Origin of the sequence: Rhodococcus sp. 05-2256-B1 (genome assembly GCF_002258465.1) — a bacterium.
In the GTDB taxonomy this organism is placed as follows: Bacteria; Actinomycetota; Actinomycetes; order Mycobacteriales; family Mycobacteriaceae; genus Rhodococcoides; species Rhodococcoides fascians.
Window position 1 is genome coordinate 293,723 of the sequence record NZ_NOZA01000031.1, and the last position, 21,913, is coordinate 315,635.

20 protein-coding genes and 1 pseudogene are annotated in these 21,913 nt (G+C 64.2%); 6 read left to right on the forward strand and 15 right to left on the reverse strand.

Annotated elements, in window-relative coordinates; genetic code table 11:
• Positions 1-65: 65 nt before the first annotated feature.
• Positions 66-1,394 carry an outer membrane protein assembly factor BamB family protein gene (locus tag CH285_RS21380; protein ID WP_094643049.1) on the forward strand — a complete coding sequence of 443 codons (1,329 nt, stop codon included), beginning with the start codon at positions 66-68 and terminating at the stop codon, positions 1,392-1,394.
• Here CH285_RS21380 and CH285_RS21385 read toward each other — a convergent pair.
• Genes CH285_RS21385 through CH285_RS21405 form a run of 5 tightly spaced genes read right to left on the reverse strand, consistent with a single transcriptional unit; the run spans position 1,382 to position 6,212 of the window.
• Positions 1,382-2,554, reverse strand: coding sequence for a THUMP-like domain-containing protein (locus CH285_RS21385; protein ID WP_094643050.1), 1,173 nt, complete (start codon positions 2,552-2,554; stop codon positions 1,382-1,384). The genes CH285_RS21380 and CH285_RS21385 overlap by 13 nt on opposite strands.
• 54 nt (positions 2,555-2,608) lie before the next feature.
• Positions 2,609-3,667 carry a class I SAM-dependent methyltransferase gene (locus CH285_RS21390; RefSeq protein WP_032370757.1) on the reverse strand — a complete coding sequence of 353 codons (1,059 nt, stop codon included), beginning with the start codon at positions 3,665-3,667 and terminating at the stop codon, positions 2,609-2,611.
• Positions 3,668-3,723: 56 nt separating this feature from the next.
• Positions 3,724-4,503, reverse strand: a complete 780-nt coding sequence (locus tag CH285_RS21395) for an enoyl-CoA hydratase/isomerase family protein (protein WP_094643051.1) — start codon at positions 4,501-4,503, stop codon at positions 3,724-3,726.
• Between the two features lie 24 nt (positions 4,504-4,527).
• The gene (locus CH285_RS21400) at positions 4,528-5,343 is read right to left on the reverse strand and encodes an NUDIX hydrolase (protein WP_094622403.1); all 816 of its coding nucleotides are present in this window, start codon (positions 5,341-5,343) and stop codon (positions 4,528-4,530) included.
• A 47-nt stretch (positions 5,344-5,390) separates the two neighbouring features.
• Positions 5,391-6,212 (reverse strand): ABC transporter ATP-binding protein, encoded by an 822-nt coding sequence (locus CH285_RS21405; protein WP_027496614.1) that lies wholly within the window; start codon positions 6,210-6,212, stop codon positions 5,391-5,393.
• 61 nt (positions 6,213-6,273) lie between these two features.
• On the opposite strand from CH285_RS21405, the gene glgX reads away from it, so the two are divergent.
• Positions 6,274-8,430, forward strand: a complete 2,157-nt coding sequence (gene glgX / locus CH285_RS21410) for a glycogen debranching protein GlgX (RefSeq protein ID WP_094622509.1) — start codon at positions 6,274-6,276, stop codon at positions 8,428-8,430.
• Positions 8,431-8,441: 11 nt separating this feature from the next.
• Here glgX and yczE read toward each other — a convergent pair.
• The 4 genes and pseudogenes from yczE to ctaD all read right to left on the reverse strand — a co-directional run.
• Positions 8,442-9,020 (reverse strand): annotated as a pseudogene (gene yczE, locus CH285_RS28820) (membrane protein YczE); the annotation flags it as partial.
• Positions 9,021-9,095: 75 nt separating this feature from the next.
• A complete protein-coding gene (locus CH285_RS21420; RefSeq protein WP_094643052.1) occupies positions 9,096-9,905 on the reverse strand; it encodes an aminoacyl-tRNA hydrolase in 810 nt (269 codons plus the stop codon).
• On the reverse strand, positions 9,902-11,128 hold the full coding sequence (serB, locus tag CH285_RS21425; RefSeq protein WP_094643085.1) for a phosphoserine phosphatase SerB: 1,227 nt from the start codon (positions 11,126-11,128) through the stop codon (positions 9,902-9,904). Before serB ends, CH285_RS21420 begins: the two co-directional genes overlap by 4 nt.
• 149 nt (positions 11,129-11,277) lie before the next feature.
• On the reverse strand, positions 11,278-13,068 hold the full coding sequence (ctaD, locus tag CH285_RS21430) for an aa3-type cytochrome oxidase subunit I (RefSeq protein WP_027496609.1): 1,791 nt from the start codon (positions 13,066-13,068) through the stop codon (positions 11,278-11,280).
• Positions 13,069-13,441: 373 nt separating this feature from the next.
• Between ctaD and CH285_RS21435 the strand changes: the two genes are divergently transcribed.
• From CH285_RS21435 to CH285_RS21450, 4 genes are all read left to right on the forward strand, one after another.
• Positions 13,442-14,455: an iron-siderophore ABC transporter substrate-binding protein gene (locus CH285_RS21435; RefSeq protein ID WP_052067034.1), complete on the forward strand. Its 1,014-nt coding sequence runs from the start codon at positions 13,442-13,444 to the stop codon at positions 14,453-14,455.
• Positions 14,456-14,459: 4 nt separating this feature from the next.
• Complete coding sequence (locus tag CH285_RS21440) at positions 14,460-14,933, forward strand: NUDIX hydrolase (RefSeq protein ID WP_027496607.1); 474 nt, start codon at positions 14,460-14,462, stop codon at positions 14,931-14,933.
• Between the two features lie 98 nt (positions 14,934-15,031).
• Positions 15,032-15,949, forward strand: a complete 918-nt coding sequence (locus tag CH285_RS21445) for an SPFH domain-containing protein (RefSeq protein WP_027496606.1) — start codon at positions 15,032-15,034, stop codon at positions 15,947-15,949.
• A gap of 3 nt (positions 15,950-15,952) precedes the next feature.
• The gene (locus CH285_RS21450; RefSeq protein ID WP_027496605.1) at positions 15,953-16,150 is read left to right on the forward strand and encodes a hypothetical protein; all 198 of its coding nucleotides are present in this window, start codon (positions 15,953-15,955) and stop codon (positions 16,148-16,150) included.
• A gap of 24 nt (positions 16,151-16,174) precedes the next feature.
• Here the strand turns inward: CH285_RS21450 and nrdF are convergent, their stop codons facing one another.
• From nrdF to CH285_RS21480, 6 genes are all read right to left on the reverse strand, one after another.
• Positions 16,175-17,185, reverse strand: coding sequence for a class 1b ribonucleoside-diphosphate reductase subunit beta (gene nrdF / locus CH285_RS21455; protein ID WP_094643086.1), 1,011 nt, complete (start codon positions 17,183-17,185; stop codon positions 16,175-16,177).
• 586 nt (positions 17,186-17,771) lie between these two features.
• Positions 17,772-19,937, reverse strand: coding sequence for a class 1b ribonucleoside-diphosphate reductase subunit alpha (gene nrdE / locus CH285_RS21460; protein WP_032370748.1), 2,166 nt, complete (start codon positions 19,935-19,937; stop codon positions 17,772-17,774).
• A 34-nt stretch (positions 19,938-19,971) separates the two neighbouring features.
• A complete protein-coding gene (nrdI, locus tag CH285_RS21465) occupies positions 19,972-20,433 on the reverse strand; it encodes a class Ib ribonucleoside-diphosphate reductase assembly flavoprotein NrdI (RefSeq protein ID WP_094643053.1) in 462 nt (153 codons plus the stop codon).
• Between the two features lie 24 nt (positions 20,434-20,457).
• On the reverse strand, positions 20,458-20,691 hold the full coding sequence (locus CH285_RS21470; RefSeq protein WP_032398330.1) for a redoxin NrdH: 234 nt from the start codon (positions 20,689-20,691) through the stop codon (positions 20,458-20,460).
• 402 nt (positions 20,692-21,093) lie between these two features.
• A complete protein-coding gene (gene ykgO / locus CH285_RS21475) occupies positions 21,094-21,216 on the reverse strand; it encodes a type B 50S ribosomal protein L36 (protein ID WP_032387197.1) in 123 nt (40 codons plus the stop codon).
• Positions 21,217-21,259: 43 nt separating this feature from the next.
• Entirely contained in the window at positions 21,260-21,826 is a 567-nt protein-coding gene (locus CH285_RS21480) for an NAD(P)H-dependent oxidoreductase (RefSeq protein WP_032366346.1), read from the reverse strand.
• Positions 21,827-21,913: the final 87 nt, after the last annotated feature.

The window sequence follows — 21,913 nt, forward strand, 5'->3', positions numbered from 1 at the left end:
TCGGCGCAGCAGGCCGAGCGACCGCCGATCGAAAGGGCACAACGGACATCATGGGGAGTGCTCGAATGCGTGTCGGGTTCGGTGCAGGTTCGACGTCCGGAGCAGGCAAGGGTCTGACTGCAGTGGCTGCGACGGTCCTGTTGACCCTTGCCGGGTGCAGCACGGAACCTGCTGCCATCGAACCGCTCTCGCCCGACTCCTGGCCCGCGGCGCACGCGAACCTTCGCAACAGTGGCTCGACGGACGTATCGGTCGGTGCTCCACTGACGCTGGACTGGACTCGACCCACCGGCGGCACCGTGACATCACCGGTATCGATCGGCTCGAACGGTCAGATGTTCGTCACTGCCGCAACCGAATCGGGTTGCAATCTGTTCTCGTTCGAGATCGAGTCCGCCCGCAAACGCTGGTGCAACCGGATCGGCCCTTCCGTGGTGACCGCCACCCCCACCGTCGATTCTGCGATCAACGTCTACATCGGCGACGAAGGCGGGCTGAACTCGTACAACGATCACGGGCAATTACGTTGGCGTACACCGGTATACGGTGTTCCGAAATCCGCCCAGTTCTTGGGCGACGGCAGCGTGCTGTCGATCACCCAGATGGGTCAGGTCAGTGTCCTCGATTCCCAGAACGGCCAACTGCGAGTACCCATTCTCGATCTCGTTCCGGCCCCGGACTTCTTGACCGACCCCGATGCGGACTTCGAGCCGATGGACACCGGACTCGCCCAGTGCAGTTCGGGCGAATCCGAATGCGCTGTGCCCGCCGCGCCCGCGGTGGACCGCGACAGCGACGCCATCTACCTGACCCTGTGGCGACCGGGTTCGATTGCGCCGCAACTGGTCTCGCTGCAGTACTCCCGCGACGGCGCACCTGGCCTCGTCGAACGGTGGTCCTCGGAGCTCCTCCCTGCAGGCGTCGCGTCGAGCCCGGTGCTCTCCGAGGACGGATCGACGGTCTACATCGCCGACGTCGACGGGCGACTGACCGCATTCGACACCTCGGACGGGAAACAGAAGTGGACCGAGGGCACGGGACTCGGAATCGGAGGCAGTCCATCGATCGCCTCGGACGGCACCATCGTCCCGGCCGGCGGCGACGGCACCCTGATGGGACTTCGAGACAACGGCGACTCGGCCGAGCGCGTGTGGGTTCGCGACGACGTCGAACAGGCCGGGGCAGCAGCTCAATCCGCGGACGGGCGCGGCCACACCGTCGTTCGCGACGGCGACGGACTGGCTCTGCTCACGTTCGACGCGGCGACGGGCGACAGCATCGATTCGCAGCCCCTACCCGATGTCGTCGGCACCACCGTGGGCACGTCCGTCGGTCCCGACGGGCAGGTCGTCACGGCGAGCTACCTGGGCGAGATCTTCACCTACACCGGCTGACGGACCGCGCCCGGCTCGCAGACGAACGCCACGGCCGAGCGCTCGATGCGAGTGATGACGACCGACAGCGAGACCCGGCCCCGCAGCTTGAGTTTGGGCCTGAGCAACGCGGGATCCACATCGACTCCGCGCACCAGGATCTCCACCGCGCCACACCCCAGTCGATTCAGTTGCTGCCGAAGCACTTTCTCCGAGAATTTCGACTGTTCGAGGATTCGGAAACCACGCACTCCGACGGGTACGGCGTCGCCCGTCAGGTACGCGATCCTCGGATCCAATTGCCAGAGGCCGAATTTGGCACCGTAGTGCCGCACCAGTCCGGCCCGCACGACCGCACCGTCCGGATCCACGATGTATTCACCGGGCGGCCGAACGGGAATCTCGTCCGACTCGGCGTCGGTGATCTCGAGCGCACTTCCGTCGGATCGCAGGACCGCGGCACGACGCCGAATTTCGCTGTCGCCGAGACCTTCCGACCATAGGCACGCCTCGCGTACTCCCCCGTCGAGGGAGACCACCTCGATCTCACCGGACCAATCGAGGGCATCGAAATCCAGCCCGGGAGCGCATTTGACGACCAGATCTCGCCCCCGATACGCGTCGAGGAGATCCGGCAACGGAGGTTCGAGCGCTGCGGGATCGTGCCGTCGACGACCACCGACGCGTCGTCCGGGATCGGCCACGATCACGGTGCCCCGTGTCGTCGGGGTCAGTGCGTCGGCGCGCAGTACCGTCGCGGAAGGCACGTTGTGGGCAGCCATGCGCACCCGAATCGGGTCCAGGTCACTTCCCACCGCAAGTTCGGTCGTGTCGACCAACGCCGCCAGCTCGCTGCCGATGGAACAGGTGACATCGTGCACCCGCCGTCCGGCCAGGCGGTCCGCGCGCCTGCGAGCGACGGTCGTCGGCGTCGCCTGCTGCACCGCGTCGTCGGTGACGAGCCAGCCGTCGGACCCCAGCAGCTTCGCCCGTGCTTTCCGCCGCACCGTCACCGTCTCGACGAGGGCCGCAACGTGCTCGGGGTAGCGGGCACGTACCGAGGCGATATCGCGCAGCGAAGTTCGCGCATCGAGCTCGAGTCGGTCGACTGCACCGAGTGCCTCGGCACCGGCCTCGCTTCGCAGGAAGTCGAGGTCGGTGCCGGTGAAGTCATAGCCCACGGTTGGGACCGATCGATGGAGCGTCGGCCGTACGGCCGACGGTGGTGGAACGAATCAAGCGCGGGGCGCGGGCTTGGTTCCGGTGATCATCACGTTGTAGAACATGCCTCGCGGTACCACGTGCTGCAAGACCTTCTCGTCGACCCAGCTCAGCGTCTTCCACCCGTTGAACGCGAACTTGGCCCAGTTCCAGCCGAGCTTGCCTGCCGGAACGGCAGCCTCGAACGTGCGCACCGGCCACCCGAGCAGAGCGGCAGCGAATTCTTCGGTGTTCGCCTGAACGGCCTCGGCACCCGCCGACAACGCGATGTTCTCGAGGTCGGTCGGATCGAACGTGTGCAGGTCCACGACGGCCTCGAGTGCTGCAGCTCGCGAGGACTCGTCGAGTTCTTCCTGTGGTTTGCGCCAATCCGCCAGGAACGGCAGCTTGGTGGCACGAGTGGTCGCTTCCCAGGTGATACGGCCCAGCCAGCGAGCGTAGAAGTTACCCACCGTGGTCGGCTCGCCTGCGAAGACGAAGCGTCCACCGGGCTTGAGAACGCGCAGAACTTCTCGAAGAGACTGCTCGACGTCCGGGATGTGGTGGAGCACGGCGTGACCGACCACCAGATCGAAGGTGTCGTCGTCGTACGGAATCGTTTCTGCGTCGGCCACCCGGCCGTCCACATCGAGTCCAAGGTGCTCGGCGTTGCGCAGCGCGACCTTGACCATTCCGGGTGAGAGGTCGGTGACCGAGCCCTTGTCGGCAATCCCGGCCTGCATCAGGTTGAGCAAGAAGAAACCTGTGCCACAACCCAATTCGAGCGCACGACCGTACGGCAGAGCCGCTCGAGCCGATGCGTCACCGGACACCGCCTGGTCGAACCTGCCTCGGGCGTAATCGATGCAGCGCTCGTCGTAGGAGATCGACCACTTGTCGTCGTAGGTCTCGGCTTCCCAGTCGTGGTAGAGCACCTGCGCCAGTTTGGTGTCCGACCGCGCTGCCTCGACCTGCTCGGCCGTGGCGTGCGGATTCGGTGCCGGATCGACCTCGCGGTCTCGCGCCTCGGCCGAGACGAGAGGCGTCACAGAAGCAGTCGGTCGATTCGCACCGTCGTGGGGGCTTGCAGTCATGAGGCGAGCCTACTATCCGGTAGCCATGGAACAAGTTCGTCCACCGACCTCGATGCTCAACGCCCGGTGAAAGCGGCCTTACCCGGTCCGTTCGCGATGAAGGATTCCATCCCGACGGTGCGGTCCTCGGTGGCGAACAGGGCCGCGAACTGCTGTGCCTCGACGCGCAGTCCGTTGGTCAGGTCGACGTCCAACCCCTGATCTATGGACGCCTTGGCCGCAGCCAGAGCGCGTGACGCTCCGGTCGTGAACTGCCCCGCCCATGCGCGTGCCGCGTTGTACACCTCGTCCGGCGCGACCACCTCGTCCACCAAACCGATGTGCAGGGCCTCCTCGGCTCCGACGAAACGGCCGGTGAAGACCATGTCCTTGGCGCGACTGGGCCCGATCAGACGGGCCAGGCGCTGCGTGCCGCCGCCCCCGGGAATGACTCCGAGCAGCACCTCGGGAACGCCGAGCTTGGCATTGTCTCCGGCGATGCGTCGGTCCGCGCCGAGCGCGACCTCGAGTCCACCGCCCAGTGCGTATCCGGTCACTGCGGCCACGACCGGTTTGGGAATCGTGCTGAGCGAGCCGAGGGCGGACTGCAGTTCCGCCGCGATATCGGTCATCTCGATGACGGACATTGCCGCCATTTCCTTGATGTCGGCACCGGCCGCGAACACCTTTTCGCCGCCGTAGACGATGACCGCTCTGACGTCGGAGTTCACGGTGGCCTCGCGTGCCGCAGCCCGGATCTCCTCCTGCACCTGACGATTGAGCGCGTTCATCGGTGGGCGATCCAAGCGAATGGTGCCGATACCGTCGGATACGTCGAGAGTCACGAACTCAGCCATGGCCGAAGGCTACCGCGCCCGAGTTCAGCGATCCGACCAGGGATGGACCGTGCCCGCGTAGTACGCGTCCTCGCCGTCGAACTCCACTCGGACGGTGCCGTTCTCCCGGGTCAGGACGGGCAGGACCGCCGCGATCGTCTGCTCGTGATCGAGAACGTCGGCCACCGTGTCGAATCGGCCGAGCGCATCGAGCTGGCTCCACGTCGGTGGCAGCAGGACGGTGGTCCCCGAACGCCAGTCCGTCAACGCGTCCTCGGCCGAACGCCAGCTCACCGACGCGGCCTCGCTGGTCTCACCGTCGGCGTTCTGACCCTCGGGGAGCACGGCAACGAAGAACCTCGTGTCGTACCGTCGGGATTCACCGATCGGGGTGATCCAGTGCGACCACGGCCGCAGCAGATCTGCTCGCAGAACCAGATCGTGGTCGGTGAGAAACTGGGCGAACGACAGCTCCCGGCGTTCCAGTCGACCGCGTTCCGCAGAGAACGGGGCGGTGTCGGCGACCACCGAATCCGCCGTCGGACCGGCCAACAACACGCCGCACTCCTCGAACGTCTCGCGTGCCGCTGCGCACACCAGCGCCTGCGCCTTCCACTCGTCGGTGCCGAACCGGTCGGCCCACCACGACGGCGGCGGACCTGCCCACTCGATGTCCGCGGCCGCATCCGACGGATCCACGCCGCCACCGGGAAATACCGTCATGCCGCCCGCGAACGCCATCCCGCCGACGCGTTCGAGAAGGAACACCTCGATGCCGGGTTGTGATCGGCCGTCACGGATCAGGATGACGGTCGACGCATCACGTGCTGGAACGGGATCGGCGGCGGTGCTCGAGCTCATCTCCGCAACGTACCGCTGAGCCGGTGCGCCCGGGCACGGGGTCCGCTCTAGCGGCGGTGCGCCCCGGCAGCGCGCGTGCGCCGCGCGAAGTAGCGACCGTCGACGCGATCGAGGGTGATCGACTGGCTGAATGCCTCGGTCAGGTTCTCCGCCGTGATGACGTCGTCGACCAGGCCTTGCGCAACCACGCCGCCCTCCTTGAGGAGTAGTGCGTGGCTGAAGCCGGGCGGGATTTCTTCCACGTGGTGGGTGATCAGCACGGTCGCGGGAGCGTCGGGGTCGGCGGCCAGATCGGCCAACCGGGCTACCAGTTCCTCGCGGCCACCGAGATCGAGGCCGGCAGCGGGCTCGTCCAGCAACAGCAGTTCGGGGTCGGTCATCAGGGCACGGGCGATCAGTACACGCTTGCGCTCACCCTCCGACAGGGTGCCGTAGGTCCGCGTCGCCAGATGTTCGGCCCCGAGGCTCTCGAGCATCTCGACGGCCCGTTCGGTGTCGATCGCGTCGTACTTCTCCCGCCAGCGCCCCAACACGGAGTAGCCGGCGGACACGACCAGATCGGAGACCAGTTCGTCGGCAGGGATTCGGTGCGCCAACGAGGACGACGACAAGCCGATTCGAGGACGCAGTTCCGAGACATCGGTTCTGCCCATCACCTCACCGAGGACGTGAGCGACACCGGACGTGGGATGGATCTCGGCGGCAGCGATACGGAGCAGCGACGTCTTACCTGCACCGTTGGGCCCGAGCACGACCCACCGTTCGTCCAGTTCCACCTTCCAGGTGACGGGACCCACCAACGTCACGCCACCTCGGCGGACTACGACATCGGTGAAATCTACGAGCAGGTCGGGATCCGGTTCAGACACGGCTCCTATCCTCCCGCACACTCCCCGCGCAGACACGGCAGGATGTGCACGCGTGTCGCCCATTGACGATGTACCTCGCACCTCCCGCCGTCCCGTCGACGGGGTCACTCGCGTGAACCCGCCCGGGCAGCCGTTCCCTCTGGGTGCCACTGCACATCCCACTGGTACGCAATTCGCAGTCCACGCTCCCGGTGCGGATGGCGTCGAGGTATGTCTGATCGACCCGGACGGCGGCGAGCGGCGCGTGGAGTTGACCAACCGGACTTTCGGCATCAGACATGCCTTCGTCCCTGACGTCGGGCCAGGCGTGCGGTACGGCTTTCGCGCGCACGGCACCTGGGATCCCCACTCGGGCCGACGATTCAACGGGGCCAAGATCCTGCTCGACCCGTCCGCCCGCCAGGTGTCCGGTGACTTCGGGGATCCCGCGGCCCTGTTGGCCTACGAGGACGACCCGTTCGGAGCCCCCAGCAGTCGCGATTCCCTCGGCCACCTCCCGCTCGGCGTCGTCCGCGGACCGTCGGACAACGGCGACCGGCCGGTGAGGCCTGCCGTTCCCTGGGACAGAACCGTGCTCTACGAATTGCACGTCGGGTCGTTCACCGCGCGCCACAACGGCGTACCCGAACACCTCCGTGGCACCTACCTCGGGCTCGCGCAACCGGCCGTACTCGAACACCTGGCTCGAACGGGCATCACGTCGGTCGAATTGCTGCCGGTCCACACCACGTTCACCGAACCCGGGGTACGCGCTCGAGGGATGCGAAACCATTGGGGCTACTCCACGGGCGCGTATTTCGCTCCCGATCCGCGTTTCGCCGCCGTACGAGGCAACGAAGTGGACGAGTTCCGGACGATGGTCGACGCGTTGCACAGCGCAGGGATCGAAGTGATCCTCGACGTGGTCTACAACCACACGTGCGAATCCGCGGTCGACGGGCCGTCGATCAGTTGGCGGGGTCTCGACGCGCCGGGGTACTACCTGCTCGACGGTCGCGGATCCGACGTCGACCTGACCGGTTGCGGCAACACACTCGATTCGGCGTCTCCCGCCGTGGTCCGCATGGTGTGCGACAGCCTGCGGTACTGGGTGCAGGACATGGGCGTGGACGGATTCCGATTCGACCTGGCCAGTACGCTCGGCCGACCGGGCGGTTGGCGATTCGATTCTCGTGCACCGCTGTTGACGGCGATCGGTACCGATCCGGTGCTGTCGGGCGTCAAGTTGATCGCCGAACCCTGGGATGCGACCGGTGCCGGATATCAGGTGGGCAACTTCGGGGTCATGTGGTCCGAGTGGAACGACCGCTACCGAGATACCGTGCGAGGATTCTGGGCCGGCCATCACGGAGTGCGCGAATTGGCTTCCCGCCTAGCCGGTTCCGAGGACCTCTATGCCGGCAGCGGTCGACTGCCGTGGGCGTCGATCAATTTCGTCACCGCACACGACGGATTCACCGCACACGATCTGGTCTCGTACGAACGAAAGCACAACGAAGCCAACGGCGAAGAGAACAGAGACGGCACCGACAACAACTCCTCGGTCAACTACGGCGTCGAGGGTCCGACCGACGATCCCTCCGTCCTCGACGACCGTGGGCGACACGTCCGTGCTCTGCTTGCCACCCTGACGCTGTCGACCGGAACACCGATGCTGCTCGCAGGTGACGAACTCGGCCACAGCCAGGGCGGAAACAACAACGCGTACTGCGTATCTCACGATGCACCGGCATCCGACGCCTGGGCAGTCGACTGGGACAGCGCGGATCAGAACATGATTCGATTCGTGGCGCGCCTGCTGCGCGTACGTGCGAGCGCCCCGACACTGCGTCAGCAGGAGTTCTTCACCGGCCGGGCGACGCCGACCGGTCGACCGGACCTCGTCTGGTTCGATTCCGCCGGAATCGAATTCGATCACGACAGATGGAATGACGATTCGGTGCGCACGATCTCCGCCTGGGTCGACGGGTCCGACGTGCGTTCCTACGCCTCCGACGGCGGGCAGGTGGACGACGCGAGTTCGTTGCTGATCTTGCATTCCGGCGGTCCCGCCGAGATCACGCTGGCCTGCCCCAGTTGGTCGTCGTCTCGATTCGTGCCCGTCCTCGATTCCTCTCGCGTGGACGGCGTCCCACCCGATACCACTGCACTGGAGGCAGGTTCGAAGATTTCGGTGACCGGCTCGACCGTTCTCGTGTTCCGCAGCGCCGGTAGGTGAGTCATGAACAGCTGCACGAGCGGTCCTACCCCGAGCGCGTAGAGCACCGTACCCACACCGAGAGTTCCGCCGAGCAGCCAGCCGGTGAGTACCACTGTCAGTTCGATTCCCGTGCGAGTGAGGCGAATCGACCATCCGGTGCGCGCCACCAACCCGGTCATCAAACCGTCTCGGGGGCCCGGGCCCATTCCCGCACCGATGTAGAGCGCCGTGGCGAAGGCATTGACGACGATGCCCGACACCATCGCCAGTGTCCGAACGATCGGCCCGTCCAGATGGGGCAGGATCGCCGACGTCGTATCCACGGCGACAGCGATGACGATCACGTTGCTCACGGTCCCCAAACCCGGACGCTGCCGCAGCGGTATCCACATCAGGAGCACCGCCACGCCGGTGATGGCAGTGATGGTTCCGAAGCTGAGCGACAGGTGCCGCGACAGACCTTGGTGGAACACATCCCAGGGGTTGACGCCGAGCCCACCGGCGATCATCAGCGACATGGACGCGCCGTACAGCCACAGGCCGACGTAGAGCGCCGTCAGGCGAGACGGGAGACGACGGCCGGCGACGCGTAGCGGTGAGAAAGGCATGGTGTCAGTGTCCGGCCACTGGATACCTCGTTCGATAGCCAGTTGCGCGACAGTGGACCCCCGGCCGATGCTGCGTTACATCCGGACAGCGATCACGGTCGTCGAACCGGGAGCCACTTCGGTGAAACCAGCATCTCGGACTGCGACGGCGCGACCCGCGCGGACCTCGTCCAGCGCGTGCGTCCACTGCTCCGGATCCGCCGATCGAACCGAACAGGCGAAACCGGAATCGGCCCAGGCTCGACAGTCGTCGAGGCTCATCGCACCGGCCAGCAACATCGACGCATGACCCACCTGCGCCGCGGCCTTGCCCACCGTCATCGACAGGGACGCGTCGATCCACAGCACCGGCCCGGCGCTCGGCGGTGACTCTTCTTCGGCCGGTACGTCGGTGCCGCCGATCTGAAGACGCTTGATGCGCGGATCCAGATCGCCGACGCGGCCCGGCACGAAAGCACGGGCCGAAGCGTTCCCGACCTCGACCGTGACACCCGGAACTTCCTGCGCTGCAGTCCATTGCGCGCCGCGGGCACGGCGGGCCACCTTCCTGATCCGCGCCGAGGTCCACGCAACGAAAGGCTCGTGCCACGAGGCGTCGACACCGACCCGTGGGTCGAGGCACAGCGCCACGACGGCTCGGGCGGCGGCTTCGAGTAGGTCGTTGCGCACCGGCGGGTCGGCCTTGGGTATGTGCAGCACCATGGGCATGGCCAGAACCTCAGACGGGTCCTCGGGATCCTCGGCACCGCCGTAGCCGCGGGCCAATTCGGCGTGACGCGAGGCGAACGTGTTGGCGTCCGAGAACTGCTCGGGTTCAGCCGTATCGGACGTCGACTCGACACGGTCCCGATCGACGGAGTCGCCGACGGCGGGGGCGTCGGTCATGGGATCGGGACGCGGCGGACTCCCCCGTCGACGGCATCCGCGGCTTCGATCTCGTTTCGGGTGACCCCGAGAATGAACAGGACGGCATCCAAGTAAGGGTGCGAGATCGCAGCATCGGCGATCTCGCGAAGCGCGGGCTTGGCGTTGAACGCAACGCCGAGCCCGGCCGCGGTGAGCATGTCGATGTCGTTGGCACCGTCGCCGACCGCGACCGTCTGCTCCATCGGCACTCCGGCTTGGGCGGCGAACTCCCGCAGTGCGGTCGCCTTCGCAGCGCGGTCGACGACGTCGCCGATGACTCGACCCGTCAACTTCCCGTCGACGATCTCGAGTGTGTTGGCCTTCACGTAGTCGAGTTCGAGTTCGTGAGCCAGTCCCTCGATCACCTGGCGGAATCCGCCCGAGACGACACCGCAGGCGAAACCGAGACGCCGAAGCGTCCGGATGGTCGTTCGAGCCCCCGCCGTCAGCTCCAAGCTGTCGGCGACGTCGTCGATGACGGATGCGTCCAGGCCGGCCAGCGCTGCGACACGCTGTTCCAACGACTCGGCGAAGTCGATCTCCCCGCGCATCGCCGCCTCGGTGACGGCACGTACCTCGTCTTCGCGCCCGGCCCGGGCGGCAAGCATCTCGATGACCTCGCCCTGGACCAACGTCGAGTCCACGTCGAATACGATGAGTCGTTTCGACCTCCGTGCGATGCCGGCTCGCTCCACTGCGATGTCGACGCCGATTCCCGCTGCGATCGCGGCGAGGCCGGTGCGTAGCTGGAGGTCTGCCTCAGGCGAGGTGTCGGTGGCGGTGACCTGAAGTTCGAGGCCCGTCACCGGGTAGTCCGCGATCCCACGGATGGAATCGATGTTGGTCCCCTGCCGGGCCAATTCTCTCGAGATGGTGCTGAATGCTCGCGCGGTGACCGGACGGCCGAGCACGACGACGACATGCGTGGCCAGTGTGCGTCCACCGTTCTGTGCCGCGTCGATCTCGACATCGACATGGACGCCCACGGTGGCCATCGCGTCTTCGAGTTCTTCCTGGAGCGCCTCGGGATCGCGTGGACAGGTCAGCAACACACCGAGGGTCAGCCTGTTGCGGATGACCACCTGCTCCACGTCGAGCAGGCTGACGTCGTGCCGCGACAGGGCCGCGAACAGCACCGATGTGACACCTGGTTTGTCGGGTCCCGTCACCGTTACCAACACCGCAGTGTCGCTCGATCTCACCGAATCTCCCTTTCGCACTGTCCCCCCATTACTGGTGTGCCCTGCTCGTGTCCCGCGACTGCCGCCGAACGGGCCGGACGCGCAGGGAAGATTGTCGCAAGCGAAGAGCCCCGCCCGGTAGCCGGGAGGGGCTCTCGCTGTGCTGTGGACTACCGGGGATCCGGGTCGCCCGAACCTTCGTGATCGCTGGTCGCGATCGGAGCCCGGCGGGCCTGTTCGAGTACCGCGGTGGTCTTGCCACCATGAGCACCAGGACCGACGTGCGCTTCGGACCGCATCCGCTCGACCATGTGCGGGTAGTGCAGCTCGAACGCCGGACGCTCGGAACGAATCCGGGGCAGCTCGGTGAAGTTGTGCCTCGGGGGCGGGCACGAGGTGGCCCACTCCAGCGAGTTTCCGTAACCCCACGGATCGTCGACTGTGACGACCTCACCGTATCGGTACGACTTGAACACGTTCCAGACGAACGGCAGTGTCGAGGCACCGAGGATGAACGCACCGATGGTCGAGATGATGTTCAGTTCGGTGAAGCCGTCGGACGGCAGGTAGTCGGCGTAGCGACGCGGCATGCCTTCGTTACCGAGCCAGTGCTGCACCAGGAACGTGGCGTGGAATCCGAAGAACGTCAGCCAGAAGTGCCACTTGCCCAGAGCCTCGTCCATCATCCGGCCCGTCATCTTCGGGAACCAGAAGTAGATTCCTGCGTAGGTCGCGAACACCACGGTGCCGAACACCACGTAGTGGAAGTGGGCGACGACGAAGTACGTGTCGGTGACCTGGAAGTCGATGGGAGGCGAAGCCAACAGCACACCGGTCAGTCCGCCGAACACGAACGTGATGAGGAAGCCGATCGAGAACAGCATGGGCGTTTCGAGCGTGACCTGTCCGCGCCACATCGTGCCGACCCAGTTGAAGATCTTCACACCGGTCGGAACAGCGATGAGGAATGTCATGAACGAGAAGAACGGCAGCAGTACCGCGCCGGTGGCGTACATGTGGTGGGCCCACACGGCGATCGACAGTGCAGCGATGGCGATCGTCGCGTAGATCAGACCCGAGTAACCGAAGATCGGCTTGCGGGAGAACACCGGGAACACCTCGGACACGATTCCGAAGAACGGCAACGCGATGATGTAGACCTCGGGGTGCCCGAAGAACCAGAACAGGTGCTGCCACAGCAGCACTCCGCCCGTTGCCGGGTCGAAGAGATGCGCGCCCAGGTGGCGGTCGGCGGCAAGGCCGAGCAGTGCGGCGGTCAGCAGCGGGAACGCCAGCAGGATAAGAATCGACGTGACCAGGATGTTCCAGGTGAAGATGGGCATCCGGAACATCGTCATACCGGGGGCGCGGAGGCAGATCACCGTGGTGATCATGTTGACGCCACCGAGGATGGTTCCCAGACCGGCGACGGCGAGGCCCATGATCCACAGGTCGGCACCGACACCGGGCGAGTGCAGAGCAGAGGTGAGAGGCGTGTACGCCGTCCATCCGAAGTCGGCTGCGCCACCCGGGGTGATGAAGCCGGCCGTGGTGATCAGCGCACCGAACAGGTACAGCCAGTAGGAGAACGCGTTGAGACGCGGGAACGCCACGTCCGGCGCACCGATTTGCAGCGGAAGAATGTAGTTGGCAAAGCCGAACACGATCGGCGTTGCGTACAGCAGCAACATGATGGTGCCGTGCATCGTGAACAGCTGGTTGTACTGCTCGTTGGACAGGAACTGCATCCCCGGCACGGCCAACTCGGCGCGCATCAACAGCGCCATCAGTCCACCGACGAGGAAGAAGGCGAACGACGTCGCGATGTACATGATCCCGAGAACCTTGGGATCGGTTGTGGTCACCGCCTTGTGGATGAACGAACCCTTCGGTCCCATCCGCGGCGGGAAAGGCCGAGCAGCATCCACCGCGGGAGCGGGCCTAGGCGCTAGGGCAGTCACAGATCCTCCTGATTGCGCGTCCGACCCCGAATCACGAGGCGACGTCACTAGTCGTGCGCTACTCGAATCGTAGACCGTCGGACCGACGCTTGCCGAACCGGTCCTACCGTGTGTCGTATTGGATTCGATCGAACCATGGTTCGGGGTGCGATCTGCCTGCGCCGTCGGCCTTTACGAGCCCTCCGACACACCCCGGAACACCGTGCGAGCAGATGGCCGAGAAGGGTCCGCGGCAGTGCTCTGCGCGAGGCGATTTCCGTTACTGTGTGAGACCACCCGACCCGCAGAAAGAAGTTCCGCGTTGCCACTTCGACCACGACTCCCCCGCCGGTTCGCGCCACACACCACGGGCACGGCGGCCGCTGTCTGTCTGATGGCAGCCGTGGCGTTGACCGGATGCTCCGACTCCGCGACCGAGGACGACGCATCCACCATCGTTCGCAGTACGACGAACATTGCCGGAGCGGGGGTGGTCGGTAACAACCGGGACACCGTCGGACTGTGTCCCGCACTTGCCCCACTCGACCCGACTGGAGTCGAGGGCGATACGCGCCCCGTCGGGCACGCCGAGGGCATCAGTGCCATCCCGGCCGATCCACAGCGCATCGTCGTCCTCGACGCTGCAGGCCTCGACGCCAGCTGCGCGGTCGGGATCTGGGAACGCGTCGTCGGCGCGGCCACGCTCGACCCCGACTTCCGGGGAGACGGAGACCAGCCGCTGTACCTGGGTACCGGCCTGGCGTCGGTTCCGTCGGTCGGCCCGGTCGGTGCCCCCGACCTCGATGCGATCGCCGCCCTCGCCCCGGACCTGATCCTGGGGGCCGATTCTCTCGGATCCGATACCTACGATTCGCTGACTGCCATCGCGCCGACCGTGTTCACCGCGACCGGACAGGGATGGAAAGACACTTTTCTGCAGTCCGCAGCCGCCTTGGGTCGAGGCCAGGCAGGATTCGACCAGCTCGCGTCGTTCTCCGCGGATGCCGAACGCGTCGGTCGCGAGATCGATGCAACCCAGACGCAGGCGTCGGTCATCCGATTCGATGCCGATTCCGTCGAGGTCGACGGCCAAGATTCGTTCGCCGGCCAGGTGCTCGCCGAGGTCGGCGTGGCACGGCCACAGAATCAGCGTGACACCGGTTTCTCGGTCGAGCCCGGCAACCTGGAGCCCGTCGAGGGCGACATCGTCTACGTGCGATTCGCGGGTCCGGACGGCGAGACCTTCGGCCGTGAGGTGATGGACGGCGACGCGTGGCACGCTCTCGGCTCGGTCACCGACGGGCGGGTGTTCGCGGTGAACGACACGGTCTGGTCGGGCAGCGGGGTCGTCGCGGCGCGGGCCGTTCTGGCCGACCTGTCCGCTTCTCTGAACGCCTACGTGTCCTGACGCGATGCCTATCCCGGACTTCGTTCAGGCGCTGCGCAGCGTCGTCGGCACGTCCCCGCTGTGGCTGTCCGGCGTCAGCGCAGTCGTTCTCGACGACGATCGGCGCGTGCTGCTGACTCTGCGGGCAGACAACAACACCTGGGCCGTGGTGTCCGGAATCCTCGAACCCGGCGAGGAACCTGCACCCGCCGCGCTGCGTGAGATCGGTGAGGAGACCGGTGTGGACGCCACGATCGTGCGCCTGACGAGCGTCGACGTGACGGAGCCCATCACGTACCCCAACGGCGACGTCGCGCAGTATCTGGACATCACGTTCCTCGCTCGCTACACCGGCGGCACTCCTCATGTCGCCGACGACGAGAACCTCGATGTGGCCTGGTTCGAGCTCGATGGCCTACCCGAAAACCTCACGGCCACTTCGCGATTGCGAATCGAGAAAGCCATCGCCGACGACCCGTCGGCATGGTTTCGACGCTGACTCCCCTGCCGCACCGAGTACACAGCTCCACCGAACCGTCCCTGTTTCGATTCGTAATGTGATATCACTTTACTATCAACATCGAGAGGGAGGTTCTCATGTCCGCACCCGCTACCGTCGCCGAGAAGCCGACGGGTACACCGACCACGACCATCGCCGAGCGCACCGGCTGGGATCTGCCGGGCTGGTCGATGCTCGGCGTCGGTCTCGCGCTGTTTCTCGGCGGAATCGCCGCGTTCGCTCTCGGACTGGTCTTCTCCGTGGTGGGGCTCACGGTCGTCGGAGTCGTCCTGTTCGTGCTCTCGCTGCCGGCACTCATGGGATTGACTCTGGTGCAACCGAATCAAGCTCGCGTTCTGCAGCTACTCGGCAGTTCGTACAGCGGGACGCTGCGTACACCGGGGCTGCGCTGGACCAATCCGTTGACGTACCGCAGGGCCATCTCGACGCGAATTCGCAACCACGAGACCGGTCAATCGAAGGTCAACGACGCCGACGGCAATCCGATCGAGATCTCCGCCATCGTCGTCTGGCAGGTTGCCGATACCGCCCTGGCGTCGTTCCAGGTCGACGACTACGAGGAGTTCGTGGCCGTCCAGACCGAATCTGCCGTTCGGCATATCGCCGGTAGCTACCCGTACGACGCCGAAGGGCGAATGTCGTTGCGCGAGAACGCCGACGAGATCACCGCGGCCATGTCGGAGGAAGTACACGCGCGGGTGAGATCGGCCGGCGTCGAGGTGATCGAGACCCGCATCAACCGTCTTGCCTATGCTCCGGAGATCGCGCAGGCCATGCTGCGACGCCAGCAGGCCGGAGCTGTCATCGCGGCGCGTCAGCAGATCGTCGAAGGTGCGGTGGGAATGGTGGAGATGGCACTCTCGAAGCTCGAGGAGAAGCACGTCGTGGAACTCGACGAGGAGCGGAAAGCGGCGATGGTGTCGAACCTGCTCGTGGTGTTGTGCAGCGATCGCGATACCCAGCCCGTCGTCAACACCGGATCGCTGTACCAGTGAGCCATGGCCGTCGAGCGTAAGAAAATTCTGCTTCGGCTGGACCCAGCGGTGCACGACGCTCTTGCCCGCTGGGCCTCCGACGAGCTCCGAAGCACCAACGCTCAGATCGAGTTCCTACTGCGTCGAGCACTGAGCGAGCAGGGCCGAATGCCGAAGGAGGCCAAAGACATTCGCGCGCCGGGCCGCCCACCGAAGGAGTGAGCGGCCCGGCGCAAGGATGGGTTTCTAGAAGTCCCAGTCCTCGTCTTCGGTGTTGACGGCCTTTCCGATGACGTACGAGGAGCCCGACCCGGAGAAGAAGTCGTGATTCTCGTCGGCGTTGGGTGACAGAGCCGACAGAATTGCCGGGTTCACATCCGTCTCGTCCTTGGGGAACAGACCCTCGTAGCCGAGGTTGTTCAGTGCCTTGTTGGCGTTGTAGCGCAGGAACTTCTTGACGTCCTCGGTCAGACCGATCTCGTCGTACAGATCCTGGGTGTACTCGACCTCGTTGTCGTACAGCTCGAACAGCAACTCGAAGGTGTAGTTCTTCAGTTCCTCACGCCGCTCCTCGCTGACCTTCTCGAGACCCTTCTGGTACTTGTATCCGATGTAGTACCCGTGCACGGCCTCGTCACGAATGATCAGCCGGATGAGGTCTGCCGTGTTGGTGAGCTTGGCCCGCGAGGACCAGTACATCGGCAAGTAGAAGCCTGAGTAGAAGAGGAACGACTCGAGCAGAGTCGACGCCACCTTGCGCTTGAGCGGGTCGTCACCGTGATAGAAGTTCAGCACGATCTCGGCCTTGCGCTGAAGGTTGACGTTCTCCTCGGACCAGCGGAACGCATCGTCGATGTCGCGGGTGGAGCTGAGGGTGGAGAAGATGGAGCTGTAGCTCTTCGCGTGCACCGACTCCATGAACGCGATGTTGGTGTACACCGCCTCCTCGTGCGGAGTGATCGCGTCGGGAATGAGGCTGACTGCACCGACGGTGCCCTGAATGGTGTCGAGCAGCGTCAGTCCGGTGAACACGCGCATCGTCAGCTGCTTCTCGACGGCGGTCAGAGTTGCCCACGACGGGATGTCGTTGGACACCGGCACCTTCTCGGGCAGCCAGAAATTACTGGTGAGACGCTCCCAGACTTCGGAGTCCTTGTCGTCCTGGACCCGATTCCAGTTGATCGCGGTGACACGATCGATGAGCTTTGGCCGTGCGTTTGCCGCAGGTGTATGCGGGGTCTTGTCCGTGACTGTCATACCTATCCCCATTTGAGTGTCAAAGCGCGGGTTTTACCCAGTCGATCACAAGTGTGCCGAGCGAGTATCGGCGCCGCCCCGATTACGCTAAACCGATGGAGCAACCTACCTCGCACTAGGCCCAAGTTACACGAGTGTAGTTCCTGCCGGGTACCCAACTTGCTGATTTTGTCCCCCAAAACCTTTGTCGCACAAAAAAAGTGGCGGCGGACAATGTCCACCGCCACTTTTTGGCACCCTACAGAGACTGATCAAGCCCGCGGGCTAAGGATGCGCGGAGATCTCTACTTTTTACGTCGAATGGTCTCGGTCTGCGTGGTCCGCGGTGACTTCTTCGCGGCCGACGCCGGCAGGAACTGGCCGGTGACCGAGCTTCGAACGATCTTTGAGGTCTTCTTTGTCATAACTTCACCTCCTTCGGGGTCTTAAACCCCGCGGAGCCTCGCGCACGTCGCGAAGACGCTTCGTATACGCTCGGTATCCCGACATCAATTGGGACCTCGCTCTGCGGGGTATGAAGAGCCGGTCCGTGTCAGCGGATCGGCTCTTCGCGTTCCCCAACGATGGTTCGCCAGGGAAGCCTCGTTTACAGCATGCAGGAGACGCAGCCCTCGACCTCGGTGCCCTCGAGGGCCATCTGACGCAGACGGATGTAGTACAGCGTCTTGATGCCCTTGCGCCATGCGTAGATCTGCGCGCGGTTGATGTCTCGGGTGGTGGCGGTGTCCTTGAAGAACAGCGTCAAAGACAGGCCCTGATCGACGTGTTGCGTTGCGGCAGCGTAGGTGTCGATGATCTTCTCGTAGCCGATCTCGTACGCGTCCTGGTAGTAATCCAGGTTGTCGTTGTCGAGGTACGGTGCCGGGTAGTAGACGCGGCCGATCTTGCCTTCCTTGCGGATCTCGATCTTCGACGCCACCGGGTGAATCGACGAGGTGGAGTTGTTGATGTACGAGATCGAGCCGGTCGGCGGAACGGCCTGCAGGTTCTGGTTGTAAATTCCGTACTCCTGCACCGACGCCTTCAGTGCGGCCCAGTCGGCCTGGGTCGGGATGGCGACGTCGGAGTCGGCGAACAACTTCGCGACCTTCGGTGTCGCAGGCTCCCACACCTGGTCGGTGTACTTGTCGAAGAACTCACCCGACGCGTACTTGGAATCCGGGAAACCCTTGAAGTACTGGCCGCGAGCCTTCGCCAGCTGGTTCGACGCCTGGATGGCGTGGAACAGCACCGTGTAGAAGTAGATGTTGGTGAAGTCGATTCCCTCGGTCGAGCCGTAGTGAATGCGCTCGCGGGCGAGGTAGCCGTGCAGGTTCATCTGACCCAGGCCGATCGCGTGAGAGTCGTTGTTGCCCTGCTCGATCGACGGTACCGAGAAGATGTGGGTCTGATCCGACACCGCAGTCAGACCACGGATCGCCACCGCGATGGTCTTACCGAAATCGGGCGAATCCATCGTCTTGGCAATGTTCAGCGAGCCCAGGTTGCACGAGATGTCCTTGCCCACATGGCTGTACGAGAGGTCGTCGTTGAACGTCGACGGCGTCGAGACCTGGAGAATCTCCGAGCACAGGTTGGAGTGAGTGATCTTGCCCTTCACCGGGTTCGCACGATTGACGGTGTCCTCGTACATGATGTATGGGTAGCCGGACTCGAACTGCAGCTCGGCGAGAGTCTGGAAGAATTCACGCGACTTGATCTTGGTCTTGCGAATCCTCTTGTCGTCGACCATCTCGTAGTACTTCTCCGAGACATTGATGTCGGCGAACGGCACTCCGTAGATGCGCTCGACGTCGTACGGCGAGAACAGGTACATGTCCTCGTTCTTCTTCGCCAGCTCGAACGTGATGTCCGGGATGACGATTCCGAGGGACAGCGTCTTGATGCGGATCTTTTCGTCGGCGTTCTCACGCTTGGTGTCGAGGAACTTGTACACATCGGGGTGGTGCGCGTGCAGGTACACCGCGCCCGCGCCCTGGCGTGCCCCGAGCTGGTTGGCGTACGAGAACGAATCCTCGAGCAGCTTCATGATCGGGATGACACCGGACGACTGGTTCTCGATCCGCTTGATCGGCGCACCTGCTTCGCGAATGTTGCTCAGCAACAATGCAACTCCGCCGCCGCGCTTGGACAGCTGCAACGCGGAGTTGATGGATCGTCCGATGGACTCCATGTTGTCTTCGATGCGGAGCAGGAAGCACGAGACGGGCTCGCCGCGCTGCTTCTTGCCCGAGTTGAGGAAGGTGGGCGTCGCGGGCTGGAATCGGCCGGCGATGATCTCGTCCACGAGATCGGTGGCCAGGGCTTCGTCACCGGCCGCCAGCGTCAATGCCACCATGCACACACGGTCCTCGAAGCGTTCGAGGTAGCGCTTACCGTCGAACGTCTTGAGCGTGTAGGAGGTGTAGTATTTGAACGCACCGAGGAAGGTCGGGAATCGAAACTTCTTCGAGTACGCGTGGTTGATCAGGAACTTCACGAACTCACGTGAGTACTGGTCCAGAACCTCGGGCTCGTAGTAGTTCTCCTCGACGAGGTAGTCCAGCTTCTCGTCCAGGTCGTGGAAGAACACGGTGTTCTGGTTGACGTGCTGCAGGAAGTACTGATTGGCAGCTTCGCGGTCCTTCTCGAACTGGATCTCACCGTTGGGCCCGTAGAGATTGAGCATCGCGTTGAGCGCGTGATAGTCCATGTCACCGTCGCTGCGAACGGTCGCGGGTGCGGGTGCTGCGTCGGTGATGGTCGGTGCCACGGCGGTGCTCCTACTGGTCTGTGGTGGTTGATGCTCAGTGCGTGTGGGCAGCGCGACGGACTTCCCGTTCCCAGAAGTCTTCGAGTCCCTCGCGGACTCGCACTACGTCCTCGGGGGTGCCCATCAATTCGAAGCGGTAGAGATACGGAACCGCGCATTTCTGCGAGATGACGTCTCCGGCAAAGCAGAAGGAGTCACCGAAATTGGTGTTTCCGGCAGCGATGACGGCTCTGATCAACGATCGATTGTGCTTGTCGTTGAGAAACTTGATCACACGCTTGGGGACGTAGTTGGTGTCGCGACCGGCGTACGTCGTTCCTCCGCCGTACGTCGGCACGATCAGGACGTAGGGAGAGTCGACGCGAAACGTGCCGTCCGGATCTCGTAAGGGAATGCGCGTCGCGGGGATATCCAACTTCGATACGAAACGGTGCGTGTTCTCCGACGCGCTGGAGAAGTAGACGAGTGAGTTCGAGGACTGCTGGTGTGAACTCACCGCTCACTCACCTTCTCGATCTGTTCAAGCAGCGTTCGCCGCGAGGGTCTTGATGCGATCCGGGCGGAAACCGGACCAGTGGTCGTCACCGGCGACGACGACGGGGGCCTGCAGGTAACCGAGCGCCATGACGTAGTCACGTGCCTCGGGGTCCTGCGAGATGTCGATGACGGAATACTCGATACCCGCTTTGTCGAGGGCGCGGTAGGTGGCATTGCACTGGACGCAGGCGGGCTTGGTGTAAACGGTGATGCTCATGGTGTCCCTCTTTCCGTTGTCGCCGTCGGGTGCACCGATGGCGACGATGTGCTCTGCGTGTGGCACCGAGAACATCTCCCGCTCAGGGCGACTGCGACCTGCTCGAACCCACGTCGTTCGGGCTCTTCGAGTTGTGGTCTCTCGGCGGGTCAAACACTACACCTAGTGTCCCCCATCTGCCTAGAACACGAGATGTTGCGAACAACATGCGTGGTATTCGCTGGTCACGGCCGTGCGACCGACGCTCGTCCACCCCACATCGGCGTGTCGGACGTCACAAAACGAGGTGTCTTTCGTCACTACCGACCGTCGCCCCGACAGTGACGTTCCCCTACGACATCCGCGCACGACGACGGCCCCTCGGAATTGCTCCGAGGGGCCGTCACGTGGATCACGCGAGTGTCAGCGTTGACGCGCCTTGAACCGCGGCTCCTTCTTGTTGATCACGAACACGACCCCATGGCGGCGAACCACCTGGGCGCCGGGCTTGCTCTTGAGCGATTTCAGAGAATTTCTCACCTTCATGAGACCAGGCTACATGAAAACGATTCCCGATACCATCAAGCGGTCACGCGCTGACGAGTTCCTTCGACGCCTTGACCAACTCGGCCACGACGTGGCCGATCTCACCGGACACCTCGGCGTTCTCACGCGGGTGAGCGGTCCCGAACTTGTCGATGGTGCCGCCGATGGAGAGCTGGACGTCCTCGAGTACGGATCCGCCGGCGATGCGGACGGCCTTGCTCGTGTCCTCGTGGGCCCACTTGGCACCGTTGCCGCTCGGCGATGCGCTGATGACCACGACCGGCTTGCCCACCATGGCACCGGCACCGTAGGGACGTGAGAGCCAGTCGATGGCGTTCTTCAGCACGGCCGGAATGGTGCCGTTGTATTCGGGCGTGACCAACAGCAGCGCAGAAGCCTTCTCGGCAGCGGCGCGCAGAGCGAGGGCGGCCGCAGGCACGGAGCCATCGACGTCGATGTCCTCGTTGTAGAAGGGAACGTCGCCCAGCCCGTCGTAGACCACGATCTCGGCATCGGCCGGTGCGACGGTGACTGCAGTCTCGGCAATCTGCTTGTTCACCGATTCGGCGCGCAGGCTTCCGACGAGAACGAGTACGTGTGCGTCTGACATGAAATCTTCCTTCGAAAGTTCGGATGACGTGATCGTCGTGTCAATTCATACCATCCAAGCGGACCGCGGTCCACTTGTATTCCTCAG